Below are 22080 nucleotides of genomic sequence, written 5' to 3'. Positions count from 1 at the left end.
TAGCCATCGACCAGGAGACTTTCCAGCATGGGCGCCGCCATTCCCGCATCTTCCGTTGTCACCACCGCGCTGCAGGGCGATGTGCTTGTCGTCACCATCGACAACCCACCCGTCAACGCCCTGGGCGCCGCCGTGCGCCAGGGCCTGTTGGCCGCCATGCAGCAGGCGCAGGCCGACGCCGCAGTGGCGGCCGTGCTGCTGGTGGGCGCTGGCAAGGCCTTCATTGCCGGGGCGGATATCCGCGAATTCGGCAAGCCACCGGTTGCCCCCATCCTGCCCGAGGTCTGCCGCGCCATCGAAAACCTGAACAAGCCCGTGGTGGCCGTGCTGCACGGTGCGGCGCTGGGCGGCGGTCTCGAAGTGGCTCTGTCAGCCCATTACCGCCTGGCATTGCCTGCCGCTACGCTGGGCCTGCCCGAGGTGAACCTGGGCCTGCTGCCCGGCTCGGGAGGCACCCAGCGCGCCCCGCGCTTGATGGGCGTGCAGGCCGCCACCACCCTCATGCTCAGCGGCCAGCCCCTCAAGGCACAGGCCGCACTGCAGGCCGGGCTGGTGGACAAGCTGGTGGAAGGCACCGACCCGCTGGCCGCAGGCCTGGCCTACTTGCGCGAACTGCTGGCTGCCAACGCCCCCGTGCGCCGCACGCGTGACCTGGCCATTGCCGAGCCGCAGGCTGCGCTGGCCTGGCTGGACGAACAGAAGGCCGAGACCGCCAAAAAGTCGCGCGGCCTGTTCTCGCCCCTCAAGATCATCGAATGCGTGCATGCTGCGCTGCAACTGCCGTTTGACGAAGGCATGGCCCGCGAGCGTGCGCTGTTCATGGAGTGCCTGGACAGCCCGCAGCGCGCCGGTCTCATCCACGCCTTTTTTGCCGAACGCGAGGTCGTCAAGGTGCCCGAAGCACAGGCCGCACAGCCGCGCCCCGTGGCCAGCATTGCCGTCATCGGCGGCGGCACCATGGGCGCGGGCATTGCAGTGGCAGCCCTCGATGCCGGCTTGCCGGTGACCATGATCGAGCGCGACGCCGAGTCCATCGCCCGTGGCCGCGCCAATGTCGAGAAGGTTTACAACGCCCTGGTGGCCAAGGGCCGCATGACTGAAGCTGCCCAGGCCGCCGTGATGGCGCGCTACACCGGCAGCACCGACTACGCCGACATCGCCCAGGTGGACCTGGTGATCGAGGCCGTGTTTGAAGACATCGAAGTCAAGAAGGCCGTGTTCCGCGAGCTGGACCGCGTGTGCAAGCCCGGTGCCGTGCTGGCCACCAACACCTCCTACCTCGACATCGACGCCATTGCCGCTGCCACCGGCCGCCCGCAGGATGTGATCGGCCTGCACTTCTTCAGCCCCGCCAACATCATGAAGCTGCTGGAGATCGTGGTGCCCGCCAAGGTGGCGCCCGATGTGGTGGCCACGGCGTTTGAGCTGGCCAAGAAGCTCAAAAAGGTGCCTGTGCGCGCCGGTGTGTGCGACGGCTTCATCGGCAACCGCATCCTGGCCGTGTACAAGCAGGCCGCTGACTACCTGCTGGAAGACGGCGCAAGCCCCTACGAGATCGACGCTGCCGTGCGCGGCTTTGGTTTTGCCATGGGCCCGTTCCAGGTGACGGACCTGGCCGGTGGAGACATTGGCTGGGCCACCCGCAAGCGCCGCGCTGCCACACGCGACCCCAAGGCCCGGTACGTGGAGATTGCCGACCGCATCTGCGAACGCGGCTGGTTTGGTCAGAAGACCGGGCGCGGGTTCTACCTGTACCCCGACGGTGCCCGCACGGGCCAGCCCGACCCGGAAGTGCTGGCCATAGTGGATGCCGAGCGCGCCAAGAAAGGCGTCACGCCCCGCAGCTTCAGCGCCGACGAGATCATGCGCCGCTACATGGCCGCCATGGTCAACGAAGGGGCCAATGTGGTGCACGAGGGCATTGCCCTGCGCCCGCTGGATGTGGATGTGACCTTTGTCGCAGGCTACGGCTTTCCGCGCCACCGTGGCGGCCCCATGAAGTGGGCCGACATGACGGGGCTGGACAAGGTGCTGGCCGACATCGAGGCCTTTGCCAAGGAAGACCCGCTGTTTTGGAAGCTCTCGCCTTTGCTGGTGCAACTGGTGCGGGCAGGGCGCAACTTTGACAGCCTGAACCAGGCTGAAAAGAGCTGAGCCCGCCTCGCGATTCGATTTTTCAGATTCATCAAATTCAAATCATTTTGGCCTCTAGCGCTTGATTAATAAGCGCAAGCAGCTATTAAATCAGGAGCAAATCATGCGTGAAGCCGTCATCGTTTCCACCGCCCGCACCCCGCTGACCAAGTCGCACCGGGGCGAGTTCAACGCCACGCCCGGCCCGCAGCTGGCGGCCTTTTCCGTCAAGGCGGCGGTCGAGCGCTCGGGCATCGACCCCGAGCTGATCGAAGACCTGGTGATGGGCTGCGGCTACCCCGAGGGCATCACGGGTAAGAACATTGGTCGTCAGACGGCACTGCGCGCCGGCTTGCCGCTGTCGGTGGCGGGCATGGTGGCCAGCCGGTTTTGCGCATCGGGTCTGCAGTCGGTGGCGATTGCCGCAGGCCGCATCGTGGCCGAGGGCGTACCCGCCATGGTGGCCGGTGGGGTGGAAAGCATCTCGGCCATCCGCGCAGGCAACCCGGCAGACATCGACCCCTGGCTGCAAGAGCACAAGCCCGACCTCTACATGGCCATGATCGATACCGCCGACATCGTGGCCCACCGCTACGGCATCAGCCGCGAAGACCAGGACCTGTTCTCGCTGCAAAGCCAGCAACGCACCGCCGCCGCACAGCAAGGCGGCGTGTTCGCCGACGAGATCGTGCCCTGCACCACGCGCATGATGGAAAAGAACAAGGAGACCGGTGAGGTCACGTACCGCGAAGTGACGGCCACGCACGACAACTGCAACCGTGCGAGCACCACGCTCGAAGGCCTGGCCAAGCTGGAGCCGGTGAAGGGCCCGGGCCAGTTCATCACCGCAGGCAATGCCTCGCAGCTCTCCGACGGCTCCAGCGCCTGCGTGCTGATGGAAGCCAAGGAGGCTGAGCGCCGGGGCCTGCAGCCCCTGGGCGCGTTCCGTGGCTTTGCGGTGGCCGGTTGCGAGCCCGACGAAATGGGCATTGGCCCCGTGTTTGCCGTGCCCAAGCTGCTGGCGCGCCACGGCCTCACGGTGCAGGACATTGACCTGTGGGAGATGAACGAAGCCTTTGCCTCGCAGGCCCTGTACTGCCAGCGCCGCCTGGGCATTCCGTCCGAGCGGCTGAACGTGAACGGCGGGGCCATCGCCATTGGGCACCCCTTCGGCATGACCGGCGCGCGCCTGGTGGGCCACCTGCTGCTCGAAGGCCGCCGCCGCAAGGCCAAGTACGGCGTGGTGACGATGTGCATTGCCGGTGGCATGGGCGCTGCAGGCCTCTTCGAAATCTTCTGACCGTGCGCCACACCACCGAACTCTGAACTGCAAGCGACCCGATATGGACCTGAATTTCACCCCCCAAGAGGAAGCCTTCCGCGCCGAGGTGCAGGCTTTCTTGAAAGCCAAGCTGCCCGAACGCATCGCCACCAAGGTCAAGGCCGGGCAGCGCCTGACCAAGGCTGACCAGGACGAGTGGCACGCCATCCTGAACGAGCGCGGCTGGCTGGCCAACCACTGGCCCCAGGAATACGGTGGCCCCGGCTGGGGTGCGGTCGAGAAGTTCATTTTCGACACCGAATGCGCTCTGGCCGGTGGCCCGCGCATCGTGCCCTTTGGTGTGAACATGCTGGGCCCAGTGCTCATCAAGTTTGGCAACGAGGCGCAGAAGAAATACTGGCTGCCGCGCATCCTGAGCGGCGAGGACTGGTGGTGCCAGGGCTACTCCGAACCCGGCGCGGGCTCGGACCTGGCTTCCGTGAAGACCACGGCGGTGCGCCAGGGCGACCACTACATCGTCAACGGTCAGAAGACCTGGACCACCCAGGGCCAGCACGCCAACATGATCTTCTGCCTGGTGCGCACCGACCGCGAAGCCAAGGCCCAATCGGGCATCAGCTTCTTGCTGGTGGACATGAAATCGCCCGGCGTGGAGCTGCGCCCCATCCGCACGCTGGACGGCGACAAGGAAGTCAACGAAGTCTTCTTCACCGACGTGAAGGTGCCCGTGGAAAACCTGGTGGGCGAGGAAAACAAGGGCTGGACGTATGCCAAGTACCTGCTGACCTACGAGCGCACCGGCATTGCAGGCGTGGGCTTTTGCATCGCCGCACTGGCCAAGCTCAAGGTGGTGGCCGCCAAGGTGATGAAGAACGGCCAGCCGCTGGACCAGGACCCGCTGTTCGCCGCCCGCATGGCCCAGGTCGAGATTGACCTGGAGAACATGAAGACCACCAACCTGCGTGTGATTGCCGCCGTGGCCGGTGGCGGCGTGCCGGGGGCGGAAAGCTCCATGCTCAAGATCCGTGGCACCGAGATCCGCCAGGAAATCCTGTCGCTCATCCGCCGCGCTGTGGGCCCGTACGCGCTGCCGTTCATCGAAGAAGCGCAGTACGAAGGCTATGCCGAAGAACCCGTGGGCCCGAAGGAGGCCGCGACGGCAGCCGCCAACTACTTCAACTACCGCAAGCTGTCGATCTTTGGCGGCTCCAATGAAATCCAGAAGAACATCATCTCCAAGATGATCCTTGGCCTGTGAGGTTGCCGCGATGAACTTTGAACATACCGAAGACCGCCGCATGCTGGCGGACACCCTGAACCGTTTTGTGGCCGAGCAGTACGGGGTCGAGACGCGCAACCACATCGCCTACGGCGACAGCGGCATGGACGCGGCGCTGTGGAGCCGCTTTGCCGAACTGGGCGCGGTTGGCGCGCTCTTCCCCGAAGCCGACGGCGGCTTTGGCGGCGCAGGCTTCGACGTGGCCGTGGTGTTTGAAGCCCTGGGCGCAGGCTTGGTGGCCGAGCCGTTTGTGGGTGCACTCATGGTGGGCCGGGCATTGGGCCTGGCGGGCAGCGCAGCGCAAAAGGAACACATCGCCAGCATCATCGACGGCAGCACCGTGGCCGCGCTGGCGCATGAGGAGCCTGGCGCACATTACGCATTGAACCGCGTGACCACCCGCGCCGTGCGCAGTGGCGATGGCTGGCAACTCACCGGCCACAAGGCCGTGGTGCTGCATGGCGACCAGGCGCAGATGCTGCTGGTCAGTGCCCGCACAGCGGGCGCTGTGGTCGATGAAGACGGCATCTCGCTGTTCCTGGTGCCCGCTGATGCGGCAGGCTTGAGCCGTCGTGGCATGGGCCGCATCGACGGTGGCCGTGTGGCCGAAGTCACCTTGCAAAACGTGCAGGTGGGCGCAGGCGCGCTACTGGGCACGGAGGGGCAGGGCCTTGCCACGTTGGAGCAGGCCGTGGGCTGGGGCATTCTGGCCGTGTGTGCCGAAGCGCTAGGTGCCATGGATGTGGCCAAGAAGCACACGCTGGAATACCTGCAAACGCGCAAGCAGTTTGGTGTGCCCATTGGCAGCTTTCAGGCCCTGCAGCACCGCATGGCCGACCTGCTGCTGGAAGTGGAGCAGGCGCGCTCTGCCGTCATCAACGCAGCGGCCGCGATGGATAGCACCGACCGCACCGAGCGCGAGCGTGCGCTGTCCGCCGCCAAGGTCACGATGGGCCGCATCGGAGCGTTGGTGGCGGAGGAAAGCATCCAGCTGCACGGCGGCATTGGCATGACGTGGGAGCTGCCGCTGTCGCACTACGCCAAGCGCCTGGTCATGGTTGATCACCAGTTTGGCGATGAAGACCACCACCTGGCGCGCTTCATTGCGCTGGGCCGGAGCTGAAGCCATGGAGCAGCCACAGCCTCTGCTGCAACGCTGTGAGGGCGCGGTGCTCGTGCTCTCCAACAACAACCCTGCCGCGCGCAATGCGCTGTCGCCCGCCTTCTATGCGGCGCTGACCGAGGCACTGGCACAGGCCGAGGCCGACCCCACCGTGGGCGCCATCGTGCTCACGGGTGAAGGCGGGCACTTTTGCGCGGGCGGCGACCTGCGCCAGTTGGCCAAGCGGCGCGAGCTGCCCTTGGAAGAGCGCCGTGCCAAGCTCGAAGGCCTGCACGACCTGATCCGCACCGTGCGCGATTGCCGCAAGCCGGTCATTGCCGCGGTGGAGGGCGCTGCGGCGGGCGCCGGCCTGTCGTTGGCGCTGGCCTGCGACATGCTGGTGGCTGCGCGTAACGCCGTGTTTTCGGTCGCGTATGTGAAGGTGGGTCTCACGCCCGACGGCGGTGCTACCGCCTTCCTGGCCGAGTTCGTCTCGCGCCAGGTGTTGACCGAGCTGTGCCTCACGGGCGAACGCATCTCGGGTGAGCGGCTGCATGCGCTCGGCCCCGTCAACCGCCTGGCCGAGCCGGGCGAGACACTCGCCCAGGCCGTGGCCCTGGCTGCGCAAGTTGCCACCGGGCCTGACACCGCGATGGCGAACATCAAGGCCCTGTGCCGCAGCGCCTATGTGCAGCCGCTGGCTGACCAGCTGGAGCTGGAGGCACAGCTGATGGTGCTGTCACAGGCCACCGAAGAATCCCGCGAAGGCATCGCTGCGTTTCTGGAAAAGCGCCCGGCCGATTTCGCACGCTTGCGCCAGGCTCCTGCCACTGCCGCTACCCAACCCGACACTACGAAATGACCACTACAACACCGACACCCCCGCTGCCCGAGGGCATGGACTTCCCGCTCGACGGCGTGCGCGTGCTCGACCTCTCGCGCGTGTTTGCCGGGCCGCTGTGCGGCCAGGTGCTGGCCGACTTTGGCGCTGACGTCATCAAGGTGGAGCACCCCGGCCGGGGCGACGACACCCGCGACTGGGGCATGCGCATCGGCAAGACCGAGACCACCTACTACAACAGCATGAACCGCAACAAGCGGTCCATCACGGTGGATTTGCAGACGCCCGAAGGCGTGAAGATCATCCGCGACCTGCTGCCGCAGTGCGACGTGGTAGTCCAGAACTTCAAGACCGGTGGTGCCGAGAAGCTGGGCCTGGGCTACGAGCAGCTCAAGGCCATCAAGCCCGACCTCATCTACTGCTCGGTGGCGGGCTACGACAGCTCCGGCCCCGAGGCCAAGCGACCCGGCTACGACCTGGTGATTCAAGGCGAGGCCGGGCTGATGGCGCTGAACGGCGAGGCCAGCCAGCCACCGCTGAAGTTCGGCGTGGCTGCCGTGGACATGATGACCGGTATGTACGCGGCGCAGGCCGTGCTGGCCGCGCTGTTTCGCCGCAGCACTACGGGCAAGGGCCGCCACATCGAAATGGCGCTGTACGACTGCGGCCTGATGATCACCGGCTACTACGGCCTGGACGCCATGCTGCTGGGCCACGACCCGCAGCGCTACGGCAACGCCCACCCGTCCATCGTGCCCTATGGCATGTTCGAGGCGCAGGATGGTCCGCTCATCATCGCCGTGGGCAACAACAGCCAGTTCGACAAGTTCTGCCGTCAGGTGGTGATGCGCCCGGATATCGTGGAAGACCCCCGTTTTGCCACCAATGTCGAGCGTGCCCGCAATCGACTGATCCTGCTGCCCGAGATGAAGGCGTTGATTGCCAGCTTCCCGCGTGATGTGCTGCTCGAACGCCTGACCGCTGCTGGCATCCCTTGCGGCAGGGTGGCCGGCCTGCACGAGGCGCTGACCAGCGAGCGTACGCGCCGCGGCGCCCTGCTGCAGGAAATGCCCCACCCCGTGGCGGGCACTACGCATGTGTTCGCGCCGCCTTATCGACTCGATGGGCAGCGCCTGCCCATCCGCAACGCCCCGCCCACGCTGGGCGCCGCCACGCGGGAGGTGCTGCAGCAACTGCTGCAGCTGCCCGAGGCAGAGCTTGAAGCCCTGCGCGACAAGGGCGTGCTCACGCTTCCATCGCTCTAAATACTATAAAAATAATAGCTTCAATCGCTTGTTAGGTAAGCGCTAGAGCAAATTTCAACCTCAACCAGGAGACAAACATGAACATCACCCGCATTCACCGCCGCCGCGTCCTGCAGGGCTTGGCCGCCTTGGCCAGCACCGGCCTGCTGGGTTCCGCACTGGCCCAGTCGGGCAAAGATGCCTGGCCCAGCAAGCCCATCAAGCTGATCGTGCCCTACCAGGCCGGTGGCGCCACCGACATCACCGCCCGCACGCTGGGCGAGAAGCTATCGGCCCGCCTGGGCCAGCCCGTGTTGGTAGACAACCGTGGCGGCGCTGGCGGTGTGACCGGCACCGACCAGGCGCTCAAGTCACCGGCCGACGGCTACACGCTGCTGGTGTCGCTGGGTACCACCATGCTGATCAACCAATACCTGTACGAGCGCCTGCCGTACCAGCCGCAAAAGGACCAGGCCCTCATCACGCAGATCGCCCTGGCTCCGGTGGTGCTGCTGGTGCATCCGCAGCTGCCGGTGTCCACCGCGGCCGAGCTGATGAGCTATATCGACCGCAACAAGGGCAAGGTCGCCTACGGCTCGTGGGGCATGGGCTCGTATGCCCACCTGGCTGGCGCCTGGCTGTCCGACAAGCACAAGGCCGACATGAATCATGTGGCCTACAGGGGCGAGGCGCCCATGCTGCAGGACCTGGTGGGCGGGCAGTTGCAAATGGCATTTGCCAGCCTGCAGTCGGCCCGGCCGTACATTGATTCCGGCCGCCTCAAGCCGCTGGCCGTGACGGGCACCCAGCGCATGGATGCGCTTCCCAAGCTGGCCACCATGGCCGAGCAGGGCATCAAGGACGAGGTGTTCCAGGTGACAGGCTGGTTGGGCATGAGCGCCCCGGCCAACACCCCGCCGGAGGTCGTGGCCCGCCTGGGCCGCGAGCTGCAGGCAGTGATTGCGCTGCCCGAGGTGCGCGAGCGCATCCAGCAGATGGGCTTCATCCCCGTCGGCAGCAGCCCAGAGCAGTTCAGCGCCCAGTTCAAGAAGGACGCGCCTGTGTGGGAGCGTGTGGTCAAGGTTTCTGGCGCACGGCTTGACTAGCACCCCCCCTGAGCCGCTTTGCGGCTTCACCCCCGCTCTCGCAACGCTGCGCGTTGCGGGCAGGGGGACGCAGCCGGCGCGGCGGGGCGGCCCTTGCGCGGCTGCTCTCGCTTCGGCCGTGCCAGTTTCGGACGGCGTGGGCCTACGGAGCGCTCCAGATCACTGAAAGACAAGACGTTTTCGTTATGAACAAACCATCCCTTTTCCCTGCTGATTTCTCCCGTCGCGCGGTGCTGTCCGCGGCTGCTGCAGTGTCGGCCATGGGCCTGCTGAGCACGGCCCCGGCGCACGCCCAGGCCTGGCCCAACAAACCCATCAAGCTGGTTGTGCCCTTCCCGCCGGGCGGCCCGACCGACACCGCTTCGCGCATCGTGGGCCAGAAGCTGGCGGAGCGCCTGAAGCAACCCGTGGTGGTGGAAAACCGCGCGGGTGCCTCGGGCTCGATTGCCGCGCAGCAGATCGCCAAGACCCCCGGCGACGGCTACACGCTGATGATGCTGGCCACGCCCACGCTGCTGGCGCCGCACCTGTACAAGAAGGCCGGCTACGACACCACCAAGGACTTGATGTCGGTGGCCACCGTGTACGACTTGCCCATCGTGGTAGTGGTCAACCCGGCGCAGATGCCCTCGGTGACCGACCTCCAGAAGCTCATCACCCACGCCAAGGCGCAGCCAGGCCGGCTCAACTACACCTCCTCGGGCGTGGGCAGCTTTGGTCACCTGAGCATGGAACTGCTCAAGCAGCTGGGCCAGTTCGAGATGGAGCACATCCCCTACAGGGGCGGCGTGCCCGCCATCACCGACACGCTGGGTGGCCAGGTGCCCATGATGTATGCCGACCTGGTGGCGGCGTTGCCTCACATCCAGACCGGCAAGCTGCGCGCCATTGCCGTGGGCTCGCCGCAGCGCGTGAGCGTGATCCCCAATGTGCCCACCATTGCCGAGCAAGGCTTCAAGGGCTTTGATGCCGTGTCGTGGGGCGGCCTGATGGCCCCGCCCGACACGCCCAAAGAGGTGGTTGATCGCATCAGCAAGGAGGTCAAGGCCATCCTTGCCGACAAGGAGGTGCAGGACAAACTGCTCAACGCCGGTGCCATTGCCAACTACCAGTCCCCCGACCAGATGGCCAAGCGCGTGATGGGCGACTACACCAAGTGGGGCAAAGTGATCAGCGACAAGGGCATCATCTTCGAGTAAGTTGTGCCATGACCAGCACCGCCATTCCCGCTCCTTCCGCCGCTTCCGTCGCTGTCGCTCCTTTCCCGCCGTTCCGGCTGGTCTCTGACCTGCTGCGCGAAAACGCGCAGCTGCGCCCCCATGCCAGCGCGCTGACCGACGACGACACCGCGCTGCACTGGGCGGCGCTGGACGCGCTGGTAGACCGCGTGGCGGCATCGTTGCAGCAGGGCGGCCTGCAGGCGGGCGACGTGGTGGCCGTGTGTGCCGCATCGTCCGTGCGCTACGCCGCTGTGTACCTGGGCGCGCTGCGCGCTGGTGTGGTGGTGGCGCCGCTCGCGCCATCGGTCACGCCAGACGCCATGGCATCGATGCTCAATGATGCCCAGGCACGCTTGCTGTTTGCCGACGCGCAGGGCAGGGCGGCCATGCCGCCCGCGCTGACCGCAGGCCCCAATGCGCTGCCCTTGGTGGCGCTGGACGGCACCGGCGGGGGCACGCCGTGGGGCGAATGGATCGCACCCGAAGGCGCGGTGCCGCAGTCGGTGGAGGTGGGGCCAGAGCACCCGTTCAACATCATTTATTCATCAGGCACCACCGGCAACCCCAAGGGCATCGTGCAGTCACACGGCATGCGCTGGGCGCACCTGGTGCGCGGCCTTGCGCAGGGCTACGGGCCTGATAGCGCCACGCTGCTGGCCACGCCGCTGTACTCCAACACCACACTGGTGTCGTTCTTCCCCGGCCTGTGCTGGGGCGGCAGCGTACGCCTGATGCCGAAGTTCGATGCGCTGCGCTACCTGCAGGTCGCGCAGGACATTCGCGCAACGCACTCCATGCTGGTTCCCGTGCAGTACCAGCGCATCATGGCGCTGCCGCAGTTTGGCGCGTTCGACCTGTCGTCGTTTCGTGCCAAGTTCTGCACCAGTGCACCCTTTCTGGCAGAGCTCAAGGCCGACATCCTGGCCCGCTGGCCGGGCGCGCTGTTCGAGTTCTACGGCATGACCGAGGGCGGCGGCACCTGCATCCTGGCCGCGCACGATCACCCCGACAAGCTGCATACGGTGGGCCAGCCCGCGTCCACCAGCGACATCCGCCTGATCGACGAAGACGGCAACGAACTGCCGCCCGGCGCCACGGGCGAGGTGGTGGGCCATTCGCCCGGCATGATGACCGGCTACCACCGCCAGCCCGACAAGACGCGCGAGGCCGAATGGTTTGACGCCACCGGCAAGCGCTTCATCCGCACCGGAGATGTGGGGCGGTTCGACGCGCAGGGCTTTCTGACCCTGCTGGACCGCCGCAAGGACATGGTGATCAGCGGCGGCTTCAACATCTACCCCAGCGACCTCGAAGCCGAGTTGCGCAAGCACCCGGCCGTGGAGGACGTGGCCGTGACCGGTGTGCCCTCTGAACAGTGGGGCGAGACACCGGTGGCCTTTGTGTGCCGCCGGCCCGGCGCCCCCGACGATGCCGCCCAGATCATGGGCTGGTACAACGCCCGCGCGGGCAAGACGCAGCGGCTGGCCGCGCTGCATTTCATCGACGAGCTGCCGCGCAGCGCGATTGGCAAGGTGCTCAAGCGCGAATTGCGCGACCTGCACCGCACACTGTCACAGTGACCGATTCCCTGTTTTTTCAGAAAGACCCAACCATGAAAGTTCTCGTTCCCGTCAAACGCGTGGTGGACTACAACGTGAAGGTCCGCGTCAAATCGGACAACACGGGTGTGGACATCGCCAACGTGAAGATGAGCATGAACCCCTTTGACGAAATCGCCGTTGAAGAGGCCGTGCGCCTGAAAGAAAAAGGCCTGGTGACCGAAGTCATCGCAGTCTCCTGCGGCGTGGCCCAGTGCCAGGAAACCCTGCGCACTGCCATGGCCATCGGTGCCGACCGCGCCATCCTGGTCGAGACCGACGTCGAGCTGCAGCCCCTGGCCGTTGCCAAGATCCTCAAGGCCCTGGTGGACAAAGAGCAGCCCGGTCTCATCATCCTGGGCAAACAAGCCATCGACGACGACGCCAACCAGACCGGCCAGATGCTCGCGGCCCTGGCCGACCTGCCCCAGGCCACGTTCGCCAACAAGGTTGAACTGTCGGCCGACAAGGTCAGCGTGACGCGTGAAGTGGACGGCGGCCTGGAAACCCTGCAGCTGTCGCTGCCAGCGGTCATTACCACCGACCTGCGCCTGAACGAGCCCCGCTACGTCACCTTGCCCAACATCATGAAGGCCAAGAAAAAGCAGCTCGATACCGTCAAGCCCGAAGACCTCGGCGTGGACGTGGCTCCGCGCCTGAAGACCCTGAAGGTGACCGAGCCCGCCAAGCGCGGTGCTGGCATCAAGGTGGCCGACGTAGCGGCACTCGTTGAAAAACTCAAGAACGAAGCGAAGGTGATCTAAATGTCGGTACTCGTTATTGCTGAACACAACAACGCGTCCATCAAGGGCGCCACGCTGAACACCGTGACGGCCGCTGTGGCCTGCGGCGGCGATGTGCACGTGCTGGTGGCCGGCCACAACGCCGGTGCAGCCGCCGCCGCAGCCGCCCAGATCGCCGGTGTCGCCAAGGTCATCCACGCAGACGCCCCTGGCCTGGAACACGGCCTGGCCGAGAACGTGGCCGCGCAAGTGCTCGCCATCGCAGGCAACTACAGCCACATCCTGTTCCCGGCCACCGCCAGCGGCCGCAACGTGGCCCCCCGCGTGGCCGCCAAGCTGGACGTGGCGCAGGTCAGCGACATCACCAAGGTGATTTCTGCCGACACCTTCGAGCGCCCCATCTACGCCGGCAACGCCATTGCCACCGTGCAAAGCGCCGACAGCGTAAAGGTCATCACCGTGCGCGCCACGGGCTTTGACGCCGCAGCCGCCACGGGCGGTTCCGCAGCCGTTGAAACCGCCGCAGCCACCGCAGACGCTGGCAAGAGCAGCTTCATGGGCAGCGAAATCGCCAAGAGCGACCGCCCCGAACTCACGGCCGCCAAGATCATCGTCTCCGGTGGCCGAGCCCTCGGCAGCAAGGAAAAGTTCGACGAAGTGATGACGCCGCTGGCCGACAAGCTGGGCGCCGCTTTGGGTGCCAGCCGGGCCGCAGTGGACGCAGGCTACGCGCCCAACGACTGGCAAGTGGGCCAGACCGGCAAGATCGTGGCGCCGCAGCTGTACATCGCAGCGGGTATCTCGGGCGCCATCCAGCACTTGGCGGGCATGAAGGACTCCAAGGTGATCGTGGCGATCAACAAGGACCCTGAGGCGTCGATCTTCAGCGTGGCCGACTATGGGCTGGAGGCGGATCTGTTCACGGCCGTGCCGGAGCTGGTGAAGGCGCTGTAAGAACAGCGCATACGGAGCAAGGCATCCGGCACCGCGATTCGGGTGCTATTGAAAACATAGCTGTTTTCGCTTGATTGGCAAGCGCTGCAGCCTGTTTTTACTAAAAAATCCAAGGAGACAAGACCATGAACGCTTCCCTTTCCCGCCGCCGTGTCGTGCAAGCCGCTGGCGCAGCGCTGGCCAGTGCGGCCCTGCCCGCGCTGGCACAAACGGCCTGGCCGAGCAAGCCGATCAAGATCATCGTGCCCTACACGGCGGGCGGCTTTACCGACCAAATGGCGCGCCTGCTGCAGGTGGGCCTGCAAAAGGCGCTGGGCCAGCCCATCGTCATTGAGAACAGGGCGGGCGCCAACAGTATCATCGGCGTGGATGCGGTAGCCAAGGCGGCGCCGGACGGGCACACCTTCGGCGTGGTGATTGCGGCCTATGCGGCCAACACCAGCCTGTACCCCAAGCTGCCGTACAACCCGCGCAAGGACCTCGTTGGTGTGTCGCTCATGGGTGTCTCGCCGCTGCTGGCGGCCGTGCCCAACAACGCGCCGTTCAAGAACACGAAGGAACTGGTGGCCTACGCCAAGGCCAATCCCGGCAAGATCAGCTTCGGTTCGTCGGGCACGGGCTCGGCCGCGCACCTGACCAGCGAGCTGATGAAGGCGCTGACGCAGACGTACATGCTGCACATTCCCTACCGGGGCGCGGCACCGGCGTTCACCGACCTCCTGGGCGGCCAGATCCAGTTGTTCTTTGATGCCCCCACGGGCCTTATCCAGGCCGGCAAGTCGGGCCGCGTGCAGCTGATCGGTGTCTCGGGCGAAAAGCGACTGCCCGCCGTGCCCGATGTGCCCACATTCATCGAGCAAGGTATTCCCGGCCTGGTGGGCAGCACCTGGGCGAGCATGATTGCCCCGGCCGGCACGCCGCGCGACATCGTCAAGCGCATGTCGGACGCCGTCAACGCCATCATCCAGAGCGAGGAAATCAAGGCCAAGCTCGAAGCCATGGGCACCTTCCCCGAAGGCACCACGCCTGAGGCCTGCGATGCCTTCATCGAGGCCGAAACGGTGAAATGGGGCAAGGTGATCAAGAACGCGGGCGTGACGCTGGACTGATCTCCGCGACACTCGGGGCCTGACCGCTACGGCCCACCATCACGCGTAGCGCTTGGCCCGCAGGTTCTCTTTCATCTGCTGCAGGATCGGCTGCAGCGAACTGCCAATGCGCAGCGCCACGCAGGTGGCCAGCACGTCGATGATGAGCAGGTGCATCAGCCGCGACACCATGGGGCTGTAGCGGTCGTAGCCCTCGGGGTGGTCGGCGGCCAGGTGGATCTGGCAGGTGCTGGCCAGGGGCGAGCCGCTGGCGGTGATGGCGATGGTGGTGGCGCCGTTCTTGCGGGCGATGTCGGCGGCGTCCATCAAATCGCGGGTGCGGCCCGAGTTGGAGATGATCACCGCGCAATCGCCCGGGCCGAGCAGGGTCGCGCTCATCACCTGCATGTGGCCGTCGCTGGTGGCAATGGACGTGACGCCCAGACGGAAGAACTTGTGCTGCGCGTCCTGTGCCACGATGCCCGAGTTGCCCACGCCGTAGAACTCGATGCGTTTGCCGGTTTTCCAGGTGGCTGCAATCGCCTCGGCCGCACGCTCCAGCGCCACGGTGCTGGCGGCATTGCGGTATTGCAAAAAGGCCGCCACGGCGTTGTCCACCACCTTCACGAGCACGTCGCCGGTCTTGTCGTCGGCGTCCACGCTGCGGTGGATGAAGGGCACGCCTTCGCTCACACTGCCTGCCAGCTTGAGCTTGAAATCTGCCAGTCCGTCATACCCCATGCTGCGGCAAAAGCGCACCACCGTGGGCTTGCTCACGTGCGCGCGTTCGGCCAGTTCACGCACGGGCAGGCGTGCAAAAGTGCGTGGGTCGGTCAGCACCAGCCGGGCAACGCGCTGTTCGGCGGGGGCCAGGGAGGGCAGGGAGGCGGTGATGCGGTCGAGCATGTCTCAGTCAGGGTGTGCAGCGCGGGCTGCTCAGGTGAGGCCTTCGAACAGGTTTGCGGGAACCATTCTTAATGTAACTTGGTTCCCAAGGCGGCGGGGAGGGCTCCATCCCTGCCTTTCAACCTGCTTGCACCCGGTCTGGGAGTTTCCCCCCTGACCCTGGTCTGCCTGCAGGACTAGCATCCTTGCATCGCGTTAATCACGTTATCCAGATACTGAGGAGACACCCATGCGCAAACCTTTGCTGACAAAACTTCTGGCCGGTGCGGCCCTGGTGGCTGTTGCGTCGGGCAGCTGGGCCCAGGGCCAGGTCAACATCATCTGCTCGGTGCAGGCCGAGTGGTGCAACCTGATGTCCACCGTGTACGCCAAGACCACCGGCACCAAGGTCAACATGACGGCCAAGGGCTCAGGCGAGGCACTGGCGCAGCTCAACGCCGAGCGCGCCAACCCCAAGACCGACATCTGGTTTGGCGGCACAGGCGACCCGCACCTGCAGGCGGCCGAGCAGGGCCTCACGCTCGAATACAAATCGCCCCAGTTGCCGCAGCTGTACCCCTGGGCGCAAAAGCAGGCGGCGGATTCCAAGTACCGCACGGTGGGCGTGTACCTGGGCCCGCTGGGCTTTGGCTACAACAAGGAGCTGCTGGCCAAGCGCAAGCTCAACCCCCCGCAGTCGTGGGCCGACCTGCTCAAGCCCGAGTTCAAGGGCGAGGTGCAGATGGCCAACCCGGCATCGAGTGGCACGGCCTACACCATGATCGCTACGCTGGTGCAGATCATGGGCGAGGAAAAGGCGTTTGAATACCTCAAGGCCCTGCACCCCAACATCAGCACCTACACCCGCTCGGGCACGGCGCCCGTCAAGGCGGCCGCCCGGGGCGAGACCACGGTGTCGGTGAGCTTCGTGCACGACGTGACCACTGAGGCGGTCAATGGCTTCCCCGTGGGCTCGGTCACGCCTTCGGAAGGCACGGGCGCCGAGGTGGGCTCCATGAGCATCGTCAAGAACGGCCCCAACACCGAGGCCGCCAAGAAGTTCTACGAATGGGCACTCACGCCCGGCGGCCAGCAGTTTGGCCTGGCGGCCAAGCAGTTCCAGCTGCCCAGCAACACGCAGGTGCCCAAGGACCCGCGCATGACCGACCCTTCCAAGATGAAGCTCATCAACTACGACTACGCCAAATACGGCGCCAGCGCCGAGCGTCGCCGCCTGATTGCGCGCTGGGAAAAAGACGTGCAGAACGCGGCGCGCTAAGGGGTGGTGGTGTCGGCAGCAGCAGCGGCGGCGCACGCAACCCTCCGAACCACAGCACCCAGCGCCTCGGTCAACCGGCCCTTGTGGGTCTGGCTGGTCGTGGGCGTGCTGGGTTATCTCGTGTTCCCCTGGTATGCGCAGCAGGATGCCAATGGCCTGCTCGAGGTGGGCCAGGTTTTCAGCGGCGAACAGGCGGCCAACGGGCTCATGCAGGCGGCATTGTTTGGTCGGCCCTGGCTCTGGCTAGGCCTGGCCGGTCTGGCCGTGGCGGGGCTGGGCGCCTGCCTGCCTGCGGGACGCAAGCAGGGCGCCGTGCTTGCGGCGGGGGGCGCGCTGGGGCTTGTGGCCTTGTTGCTCAGTGGCTTTGCGATTGGCGCACGAGGCTGGGCCTTTGAGTGGATGAACACCAGCCTGGGCGAGCTGGGTGCGCGCCAGCCCGGCATGGGCTGGGGCGGGTTTGTGGTGTTGTCAGCACTGCTGGTGCTGCTGTCGTTCGGCGTGGCACGGCGAGGATTTTTCAAAGGCGATCTGTTCGTAGCGGCTGCGGTGGTGGGCTGTGGAAGCCTGCTCGCGCTGTTCATCGTGTTCCCGGTGCTCAAGGCGTTGTCGGCTGCGTTTTTTCTGGAGGATGGCCCGTTCTCGCTCGCCGTGGTGTGGGAGCGCATTGCGCACGAGCGCAACTTTGGTCTCTCGTGCCTGGCGGGTGGCCAGCGCTGCGGCGTGGCCTGGAACACGCTGTTCCTGGGGCTGATGACCGCCACCAGCACCACGCTGCTGGGCACTTTCATGGCGCTGATGGCCGAGCGCGCGTCGCGCCGCTATGCGCGGCCGCTGAACATCGTGGCGCTGCTGCCCATCATCACGCCACCGTTTGTGGTGGGCCTGGGGCTCATCCTGCTGTTTGGCCGTGCCGGGGTGTTCAACCAGTTTCTGGAGTACGCGTTCGGCATCACACCCACGCGCTGGTTCTACGGCTGGCTGGGCATCTGGGTGGCGCAGACCTTTGCGTTCACGCCCATCGCCTTCATGATCATGCGCGGCGTGGTGCAGGGCGTGGCGCCCAGCCTGGAAGAGGCCGCACAAACCCTGCGCGCCAGCCCGCACCGCACTTTCATGACCGTGACCCTGCCGCTGCTCAAGCCCGGCCTGGCCAACGCGTTTTTGGTGGGCTTCATCGAAAGCATGGCGGACTTCGGCAATCCCATCGTGGTGGGCGGGCAGTTCTCGGTGCTCTCGACCGAAATCTTCTTTGCCATCGTCGGTGCGCAGTATGACCAGGGGCGTGCCGCGTCGCTGGCCTGGATCCTCACGTTCTTTGCGCTCACCGTATTTGCCATCCAGCGCGGGCTGCTGGGCAAGCAGAACTTCACCACCGTATCGGGCAAGGGCGATGCGGGCATTGCCATGCCGCTGCCCACCGGTGTGCGCCGCGTGGTGCATTCCATCGCGCTGCCCTGGATGGCCTTCACCCTCATCGTCTACCTGTTTGCGCTGGCGGGCGGTTTTGTGCAGACCTGGGGGCGCGACTACACCATCACGCTGGCGCACTTTCGCACGGCGTTCAGTGTGGAGTGGGGCGAATTTGGTGTGGTGTGGGCGGGCACCGCGTGGAACTCGTTCTTCACCACGCTCAAGCTCGCGGCCATCTCGGCGCCGCTCACGGCCACGCTGGGCATCGGCATTGCGTGGCTGCTGGCGCGCACCGAGTTCCGGGGGCAGGGCGCGTTCGAGTTTGCAGCGCTGCTGGCCTTCGCCATCCCGGGCACGGTGCTGGGCGTGAGCTACATCCTGGCCTTCAACGTTCCACCGTTCGAGCTGACAGGCACGGCGCTCATCATCGTGCTGTGCTTCATGTTCCGCAATCTGCCGGTGGGCGTGCGGGCGGGCACGGCGGCGTTCAAGCAGCTGGACCGGTCGCTGGATGAAGCGTCCGTCATGCTGCGCGCAGGCAGTGTGCAGACGCTGCGCCATGTGGTGCTGCCGCTGCTCAAGCCTGCGCTGGTGGCGGCGCTGGTCTACAGCTTTGTGCGCGCCATCACCACCGTGAGTGCGGTGATCTTTCTGGTCACGGCCGAAAACGAACTCGCGACGACTTACATCATCGGCCGCGTGGGCAATGGCGACTATGGCGTGGCGCTGGCGTACTGCACGGTGCTCATCATCCTCATGTCGGCCTTCATCGGTCTGATCCAGCTGCTCGTTGGCGACCGCAAGCTGGGTCGCCGTGGGGCAGCCCCCGCCGCGCACTGAACACTCTTGCAGAAAAAGAAGAAACGCCATGAACCACAACGACGCGGGCATCGTGTTCCGCAACATCACCAAGCGCTACGGCGCCGACAGCAGCGCGGCCCTCGCCGTCAAGGGTATCAGCTTTGAGGTGCCGCGTGGCACGCTCACCACCATTCTCGGCCCGTCGGGCTGCGGCAAGACGACCACGCTGCGCATGATTGCGGGGCTCGAATCGCCCACCTCGGGCGAGATCTTCATTGCCGGCAAGAACGTGACCACGCTGGGCCCCGCGCAGCGCAACGTGAGCATGATGTTCCAGAGCTACGCGCTGTTCCCGCACATGAACGTGGTGGAGAACGTGATGTACGGCCTGCGCATGTCAGGCCAGCCCAAGGAGCAGGCGCGCACCAAGGCCGTGGAGGCGCTGCGCGGCGTGGGCCTGGTGGGCTATGACGACCGCCTGCCCAGTGAACTCTCGGGCGGGCAGCAGCAGCGTGTGGCGCTGGCCCGCGCGCTGGTGCTGGAGCCCGAGGTGCTGCTGTTCGACGAGCCTTTGTCCAACCTCGACGCCCGCCTGCGCCGTGAGATGCGCGAAGAGATTCGCGCACTGCAGCAGCGCCTGTCGCTCACCGTGGCTTACGTCACACACGACCAAGCCGAGGCCATGGCCGTGAGCGACCAGATCATCGTGATGAACCAGGGCCTGATTGCGCAGAAGGGCTCGCCGCGCGCGCTGTACGAAACCCCGCACAGCGAGTTCGTCGCGGGCTTCATGGGTGAGGCCATGCTGTTCCCGGCCGTGGCCGACGCGGACGGCACGGTGGCACTCGGCCCGCTGGTGCTGCGCCCCCGCATGGCGGTGAAGAGCGGCCCGGTGAAGGTGGCGGTGCGGCCGGAAGCCTGGCGCATTCACCGCCAGGGCGCGGGCCTGCTGCCCGCCCGGCTGGACAAGCGGGCCTATCTGGGCGCGGTGCACGAATACACCTTTGACACCACGCTCGGCCACATCTTCGTGGTGTCGTCCGACCTGGACGATGTGCTGGCCGTGGGTGATGTGGTGCAGCTGAGCCTGGGTGCCCACGGCGTATCGGTGGTTGGTAGTACCGAAGGTGCCCAACGTGATGCGGAATAATGGCGCCATGAACCAACTCGACGCCCTCAAACAGTTCACCACCGTGGTTGCCGACACTGGCGACTTTCTGCAACTGGCCCAGTTCCGTCCGCAGGACGCCACGACCAACCCTTCGCTGATTCTCAAGGCGGTGCAAAAGCCCGAATACGCGCCGCTGCTCAAGGACACCGTCGCCCAATGGCAAGGGCGCGCCATGGACGAGGTGATCGACCGCCTGCTGGTGCGTTTTGGTTGCGAAATCCTGACCCACGTGCCCGGCCGCGTCTCCACCGAAGTGGATGCACGCCTGAGCTTTGACACCAGCGCCACCGTCACGCGCGCCGAGCGCATCATCGAGCTGTACCAGGCCGAAGGCATTCACATCGACCGCGTGCTCATCAAGATCGCCGCCACGTGGGAAGGCATCAAGGCCGCCGAGCAGCTGGAGCGCAAGGGCATCCATACCAACCTCACGCTGCTGTTCTCGTTCGCCCAGGCCGTGGCTTGCGGCCAGGCCAAGGTGCAGCTGATTTCCCCGTTTGTGGGCCGCATTTACGACTGGTACAAGAAGCAGGCGGGCGCGAGCTGGGACGAGGCTGCGCGTGCCGGGGCCAACGACCCGGGCGTTCAGTCGGTCACGCAGATCTACAACCACTACAAGCGTTTTGGCATTGCCACCGAGGTGATGGGTGCAAGCTTCCGCAACGTGGGCCAGATCACGGCGCTGGCTGGGTGCGACCTGCTGACCATTGCGCCCGAGCTGTTGGCGCAGCTGGCGGCGAGTGATGCACCGTTGCAGCGGGCCCTGGATGCGGAGGCTGCCAAGGGCATGGACTTGCCTGCGGTGAACTATGACGAGGCGGGGTTCCGGTTTGCGCTGAATGAGGATGCGATGGCCACCGAGAAGCTGGCTGAGGGGATCCGGGCGTTTGCGGTGGATGCTGTGAAGCTGGAGAAGCTGATTCTGGCGGCTTGAGGTCGGAGTTTTTGGTGGTTTTGGCAGCTAGCGCTTGTGTAGCAAGCGCTAGCCGCTATTGTTTTATAGCTACGCAGTTTGCCCCATACCGTTCGGGCTGAGCTTGTCGAAGCCTTGGCGCGCTGGTTTCAAAAGCATGCTGGGGTTGAGGGCGGAGGCCGGGTTGTCGCCCCGGCGGGCGAGGTACTTGTTCTTTGCTTCGCCAAAGAAAAGTACCCAAAAGAAAGGCGACCCCCGGTCTGCGACCCCTGCGCTTCGCTACGGGGCAACCTGCGTCGGGGTGGTTGCGGGGTGCGCCGTGGAACTCGCTTTGCGCTGGCGCGCGCCGCTCGGACAACCACGGCGAGTCAGTTAACGAGGCATGGGCGCTCCGACGCCCATGCTCACCCCGCAACCGCCCCGACGCAGGCGCAGCCAGCAGGGGGTTGGGCATCCGAACATCCAACAGCCGAATAGCCACACGGGCCATTGCTGCGCTCGGCCCCGCCTGCGCAGCGCGCGGCGCTTGCGCCCGCGAGATGGGGCCGAGCAAAGCGATGGCCCGGATGGCTGTCCGTTGGGTTCCCTTCTGGATGCGCCTGGGGCGCGCAGGGCGCGGGGTGGCATGTGTGCCGAAGGACACACATGCTTCGTGAACTGACTCACCGCAGTTGTCCGAGCGGAGCGCCAAAGGCGCGCAGCGAGTTCTGCGGTGCACCCCGTGACCGAGCACCCCAGGTTGCCCCGTAGCGCAGCGAAGGGGTCGCAGACAGTAGGGTCGCCCTTTCTTTGGTTCCTTTCTTTCTGCGACGCGAAAGAAAGGGACTCGCCCGCCGGGGCGACAACCCGGCCTCCACCCTCAAACTAAGCACGCCGCACAGACCAGAGAACGAGCGTGCCCTTGCTTCGAGAGGCTCAGCCCGAATGGCAAATGCAAAGTGCTATGAAAAAAGTAGCTGCTCGCGCTTGTAGGTCAAGCGCCAGACCCCAAAAAACCAACAATTTACCCCGCAGGCAGCCGCATCCCCACC

17 protein-coding genes are annotated in these 22080 nt (G+C 65.7%); 16 read left to right on the top strand and 1 reads right to left on the bottom strand.

Going from position 1 to position 22080, the window contains the following annotated elements; genetic code table 11:
• Nucleotides 1-27: 27 nt before the first annotated feature.
• From NFX52_RS15680 to NFX52_RS15625, 12 genes are all read left to right on the top strand, one after another.
• The gene (locus NFX52_RS15680) at nucleotides 28-2154 is read left to right on the top strand and encodes a 3-hydroxyacyl-CoA dehydrogenase NAD-binding domain-containing protein (RefSeq protein ID WP_055398528.1); all 2127 of its coding nucleotides are present in this window, start codon (nucleotides 28-30) and stop codon (nucleotides 2152-2154) included.
• A gap of 103 nt (nucleotides 2155-2257) precedes the next feature.
• On the top strand, nucleotides 2258-3433 hold the full coding sequence (locus NFX52_RS15675; RefSeq protein ID WP_055398527.1) for an acetyl-CoA C-acyltransferase: 1176 nt from the start codon (nucleotides 2258-2260) through the stop codon (nucleotides 3431-3433).
• 43 nt (nucleotides 3434-3476) lie between these two features.
• Nucleotides 3477-4673 (top strand): acyl-CoA dehydrogenase family protein, encoded by a 1197-nt coding sequence (locus NFX52_RS15670; RefSeq protein ID WP_055398526.1) that lies wholly within the window; start codon nucleotides 3477-3479, stop codon nucleotides 4671-4673.
• A 10-nt stretch (nucleotides 4674-4683) separates the two neighbouring features.
• Nucleotides 4684-5817 carry an acyl-CoA dehydrogenase family protein gene (locus NFX52_RS15665; RefSeq protein ID WP_055398555.1) on the top strand — a complete coding sequence of 378 codons (1134 nt, stop codon included), beginning with the start codon at nucleotides 4684-4686 and terminating at the stop codon, nucleotides 5815-5817.
• 4 nt (nucleotides 5818-5821) lie between these two features.
• The gene (locus tag NFX52_RS15660; RefSeq protein ID WP_055398554.1) at nucleotides 5822-6658 is read left to right on the top strand and encodes an oxepin-CoA hydrolase, alternative type; all 837 of its coding nucleotides are present in this window, start codon (nucleotides 5822-5824) and stop codon (nucleotides 6656-6658) included.
• Nucleotides 6655-7902 carry a CaiB/BaiF CoA transferase family protein gene (locus NFX52_RS15655; protein ID WP_055398525.1) on the top strand — a complete coding sequence of 416 codons (1248 nt, stop codon included), beginning with the start codon at nucleotides 6655-6657 and terminating at the stop codon, nucleotides 7900-7902. The genes NFX52_RS15660 and NFX52_RS15655 overlap by 4 nt, the downstream gene beginning before the upstream one ends.
• Nucleotides 7903-7979: 77 nt before the next feature.
• Entirely contained in the window at nucleotides 7980-8987 is a 1008-nt protein-coding gene (locus tag NFX52_RS15650) for a Bug family tripartite tricarboxylate transporter substrate binding protein (RefSeq protein WP_055398524.1), read from the top strand.
• 185 nt (nucleotides 8988-9172) lie between these two features.
• Nucleotides 9173-10186, top strand: coding sequence for a Bug family tripartite tricarboxylate transporter substrate binding protein (locus NFX52_RS15645; protein ID WP_252635716.1), 1014 nt, complete (start codon nucleotides 9173-9175; stop codon nucleotides 10184-10186).
• A gap of 8 nt (nucleotides 10187-10194) precedes the next feature.
• Entirely contained in the window at nucleotides 10195-11787 is a 1593-nt protein-coding gene (locus tag NFX52_RS15640) for a class I adenylate-forming enzyme family protein (protein WP_055398522.1), read from the top strand.
• A gap of 32 nt (nucleotides 11788-11819) precedes the next feature.
• A complete protein-coding gene (locus NFX52_RS15635) occupies nucleotides 11820-12569 on the top strand; it encodes an electron transfer flavoprotein subunit beta/FixA family protein (RefSeq protein WP_121507084.1) in 750 nt (249 codons plus the stop codon).
• Nucleotides 12570-13502 (top strand): electron transfer flavoprotein subunit alpha/FixB family protein, encoded by a 933-nt coding sequence (locus NFX52_RS15630; RefSeq protein WP_055394296.1) that lies wholly within the window; start codon nucleotides 12570-12572, stop codon nucleotides 13500-13502.
• Nucleotides 13503-13627: 125 nt separating this feature from the next.
• Nucleotides 13628-14611 carry a tripartite tricarboxylate transporter substrate binding protein gene (locus NFX52_RS15625; protein WP_055394298.1) on the top strand — a complete coding sequence of 328 codons (984 nt, stop codon included), beginning with the start codon at nucleotides 13628-13630 and terminating at the stop codon, nucleotides 14609-14611.
• 39 nt (nucleotides 14612-14650) lie between these two features.
• Here the strand turns inward: NFX52_RS15625 and NFX52_RS15620 are convergent, their stop codons facing one another.
• Nucleotides 14651-15496 carry a MurR/RpiR family transcriptional regulator gene (locus tag NFX52_RS15620; RefSeq protein WP_055394300.1) on the bottom strand — a complete coding sequence of 282 codons (846 nt, stop codon included), beginning with the start codon at nucleotides 15494-15496 and terminating at the stop codon, nucleotides 14651-14653.
• 229 nt (nucleotides 15497-15725) lie between these two features.
• Between NFX52_RS15620 and NFX52_RS15615 the strand changes: the two genes are divergently transcribed.
• The 4 genes from NFX52_RS15615 to tal are packed head-to-tail and all read left to right on the top strand — an operon-like array spanning nucleotide 15726 to nucleotide 21070.
• Entirely contained in the window at nucleotides 15726-16754 is a 1029-nt protein-coding gene (locus NFX52_RS15615; protein ID WP_156358581.1) for an ABC transporter substrate-binding protein, read from the top strand.
• A gap of 3 nt (nucleotides 16755-16757) precedes the next feature.
• A complete protein-coding gene (locus tag NFX52_RS15610) occupies nucleotides 16758-19004 on the top strand; it encodes an ABC transporter permease (protein WP_377807270.1) in 2247 nt (748 codons plus the stop codon).
• Between the two features lie 28 nt (nucleotides 19005-19032).
• Nucleotides 19033-20115 (top strand): ABC transporter ATP-binding protein, encoded by a 1083-nt coding sequence (locus tag NFX52_RS15605; protein WP_055394304.1) that lies wholly within the window; start codon nucleotides 19033-19035, stop codon nucleotides 20113-20115.
• 7 nt (nucleotides 20116-20122) lie between these two features.
• Entirely contained in the window at nucleotides 20123-21070 is a 948-nt protein-coding gene (gene tal / locus NFX52_RS15600; protein ID WP_207402196.1) for a transaldolase, read from the top strand.
• Nucleotides 21071-22080 lie beyond the last annotated feature (1010 nt).

The sequence above is a fragment of the Acidovorax facilis genome, from assembly GCF_023913775.1.
Taxonomy (GTDB): domain Bacteria; phylum Pseudomonadota; class Gammaproteobacteria; order Burkholderiales; family Burkholderiaceae_C; genus Acidovorax; species Acidovorax facilis.
Note: the sequence above shows the minus strand (reverse complement) of the source record. Positions and strands in the feature narration are given on the sequence as shown.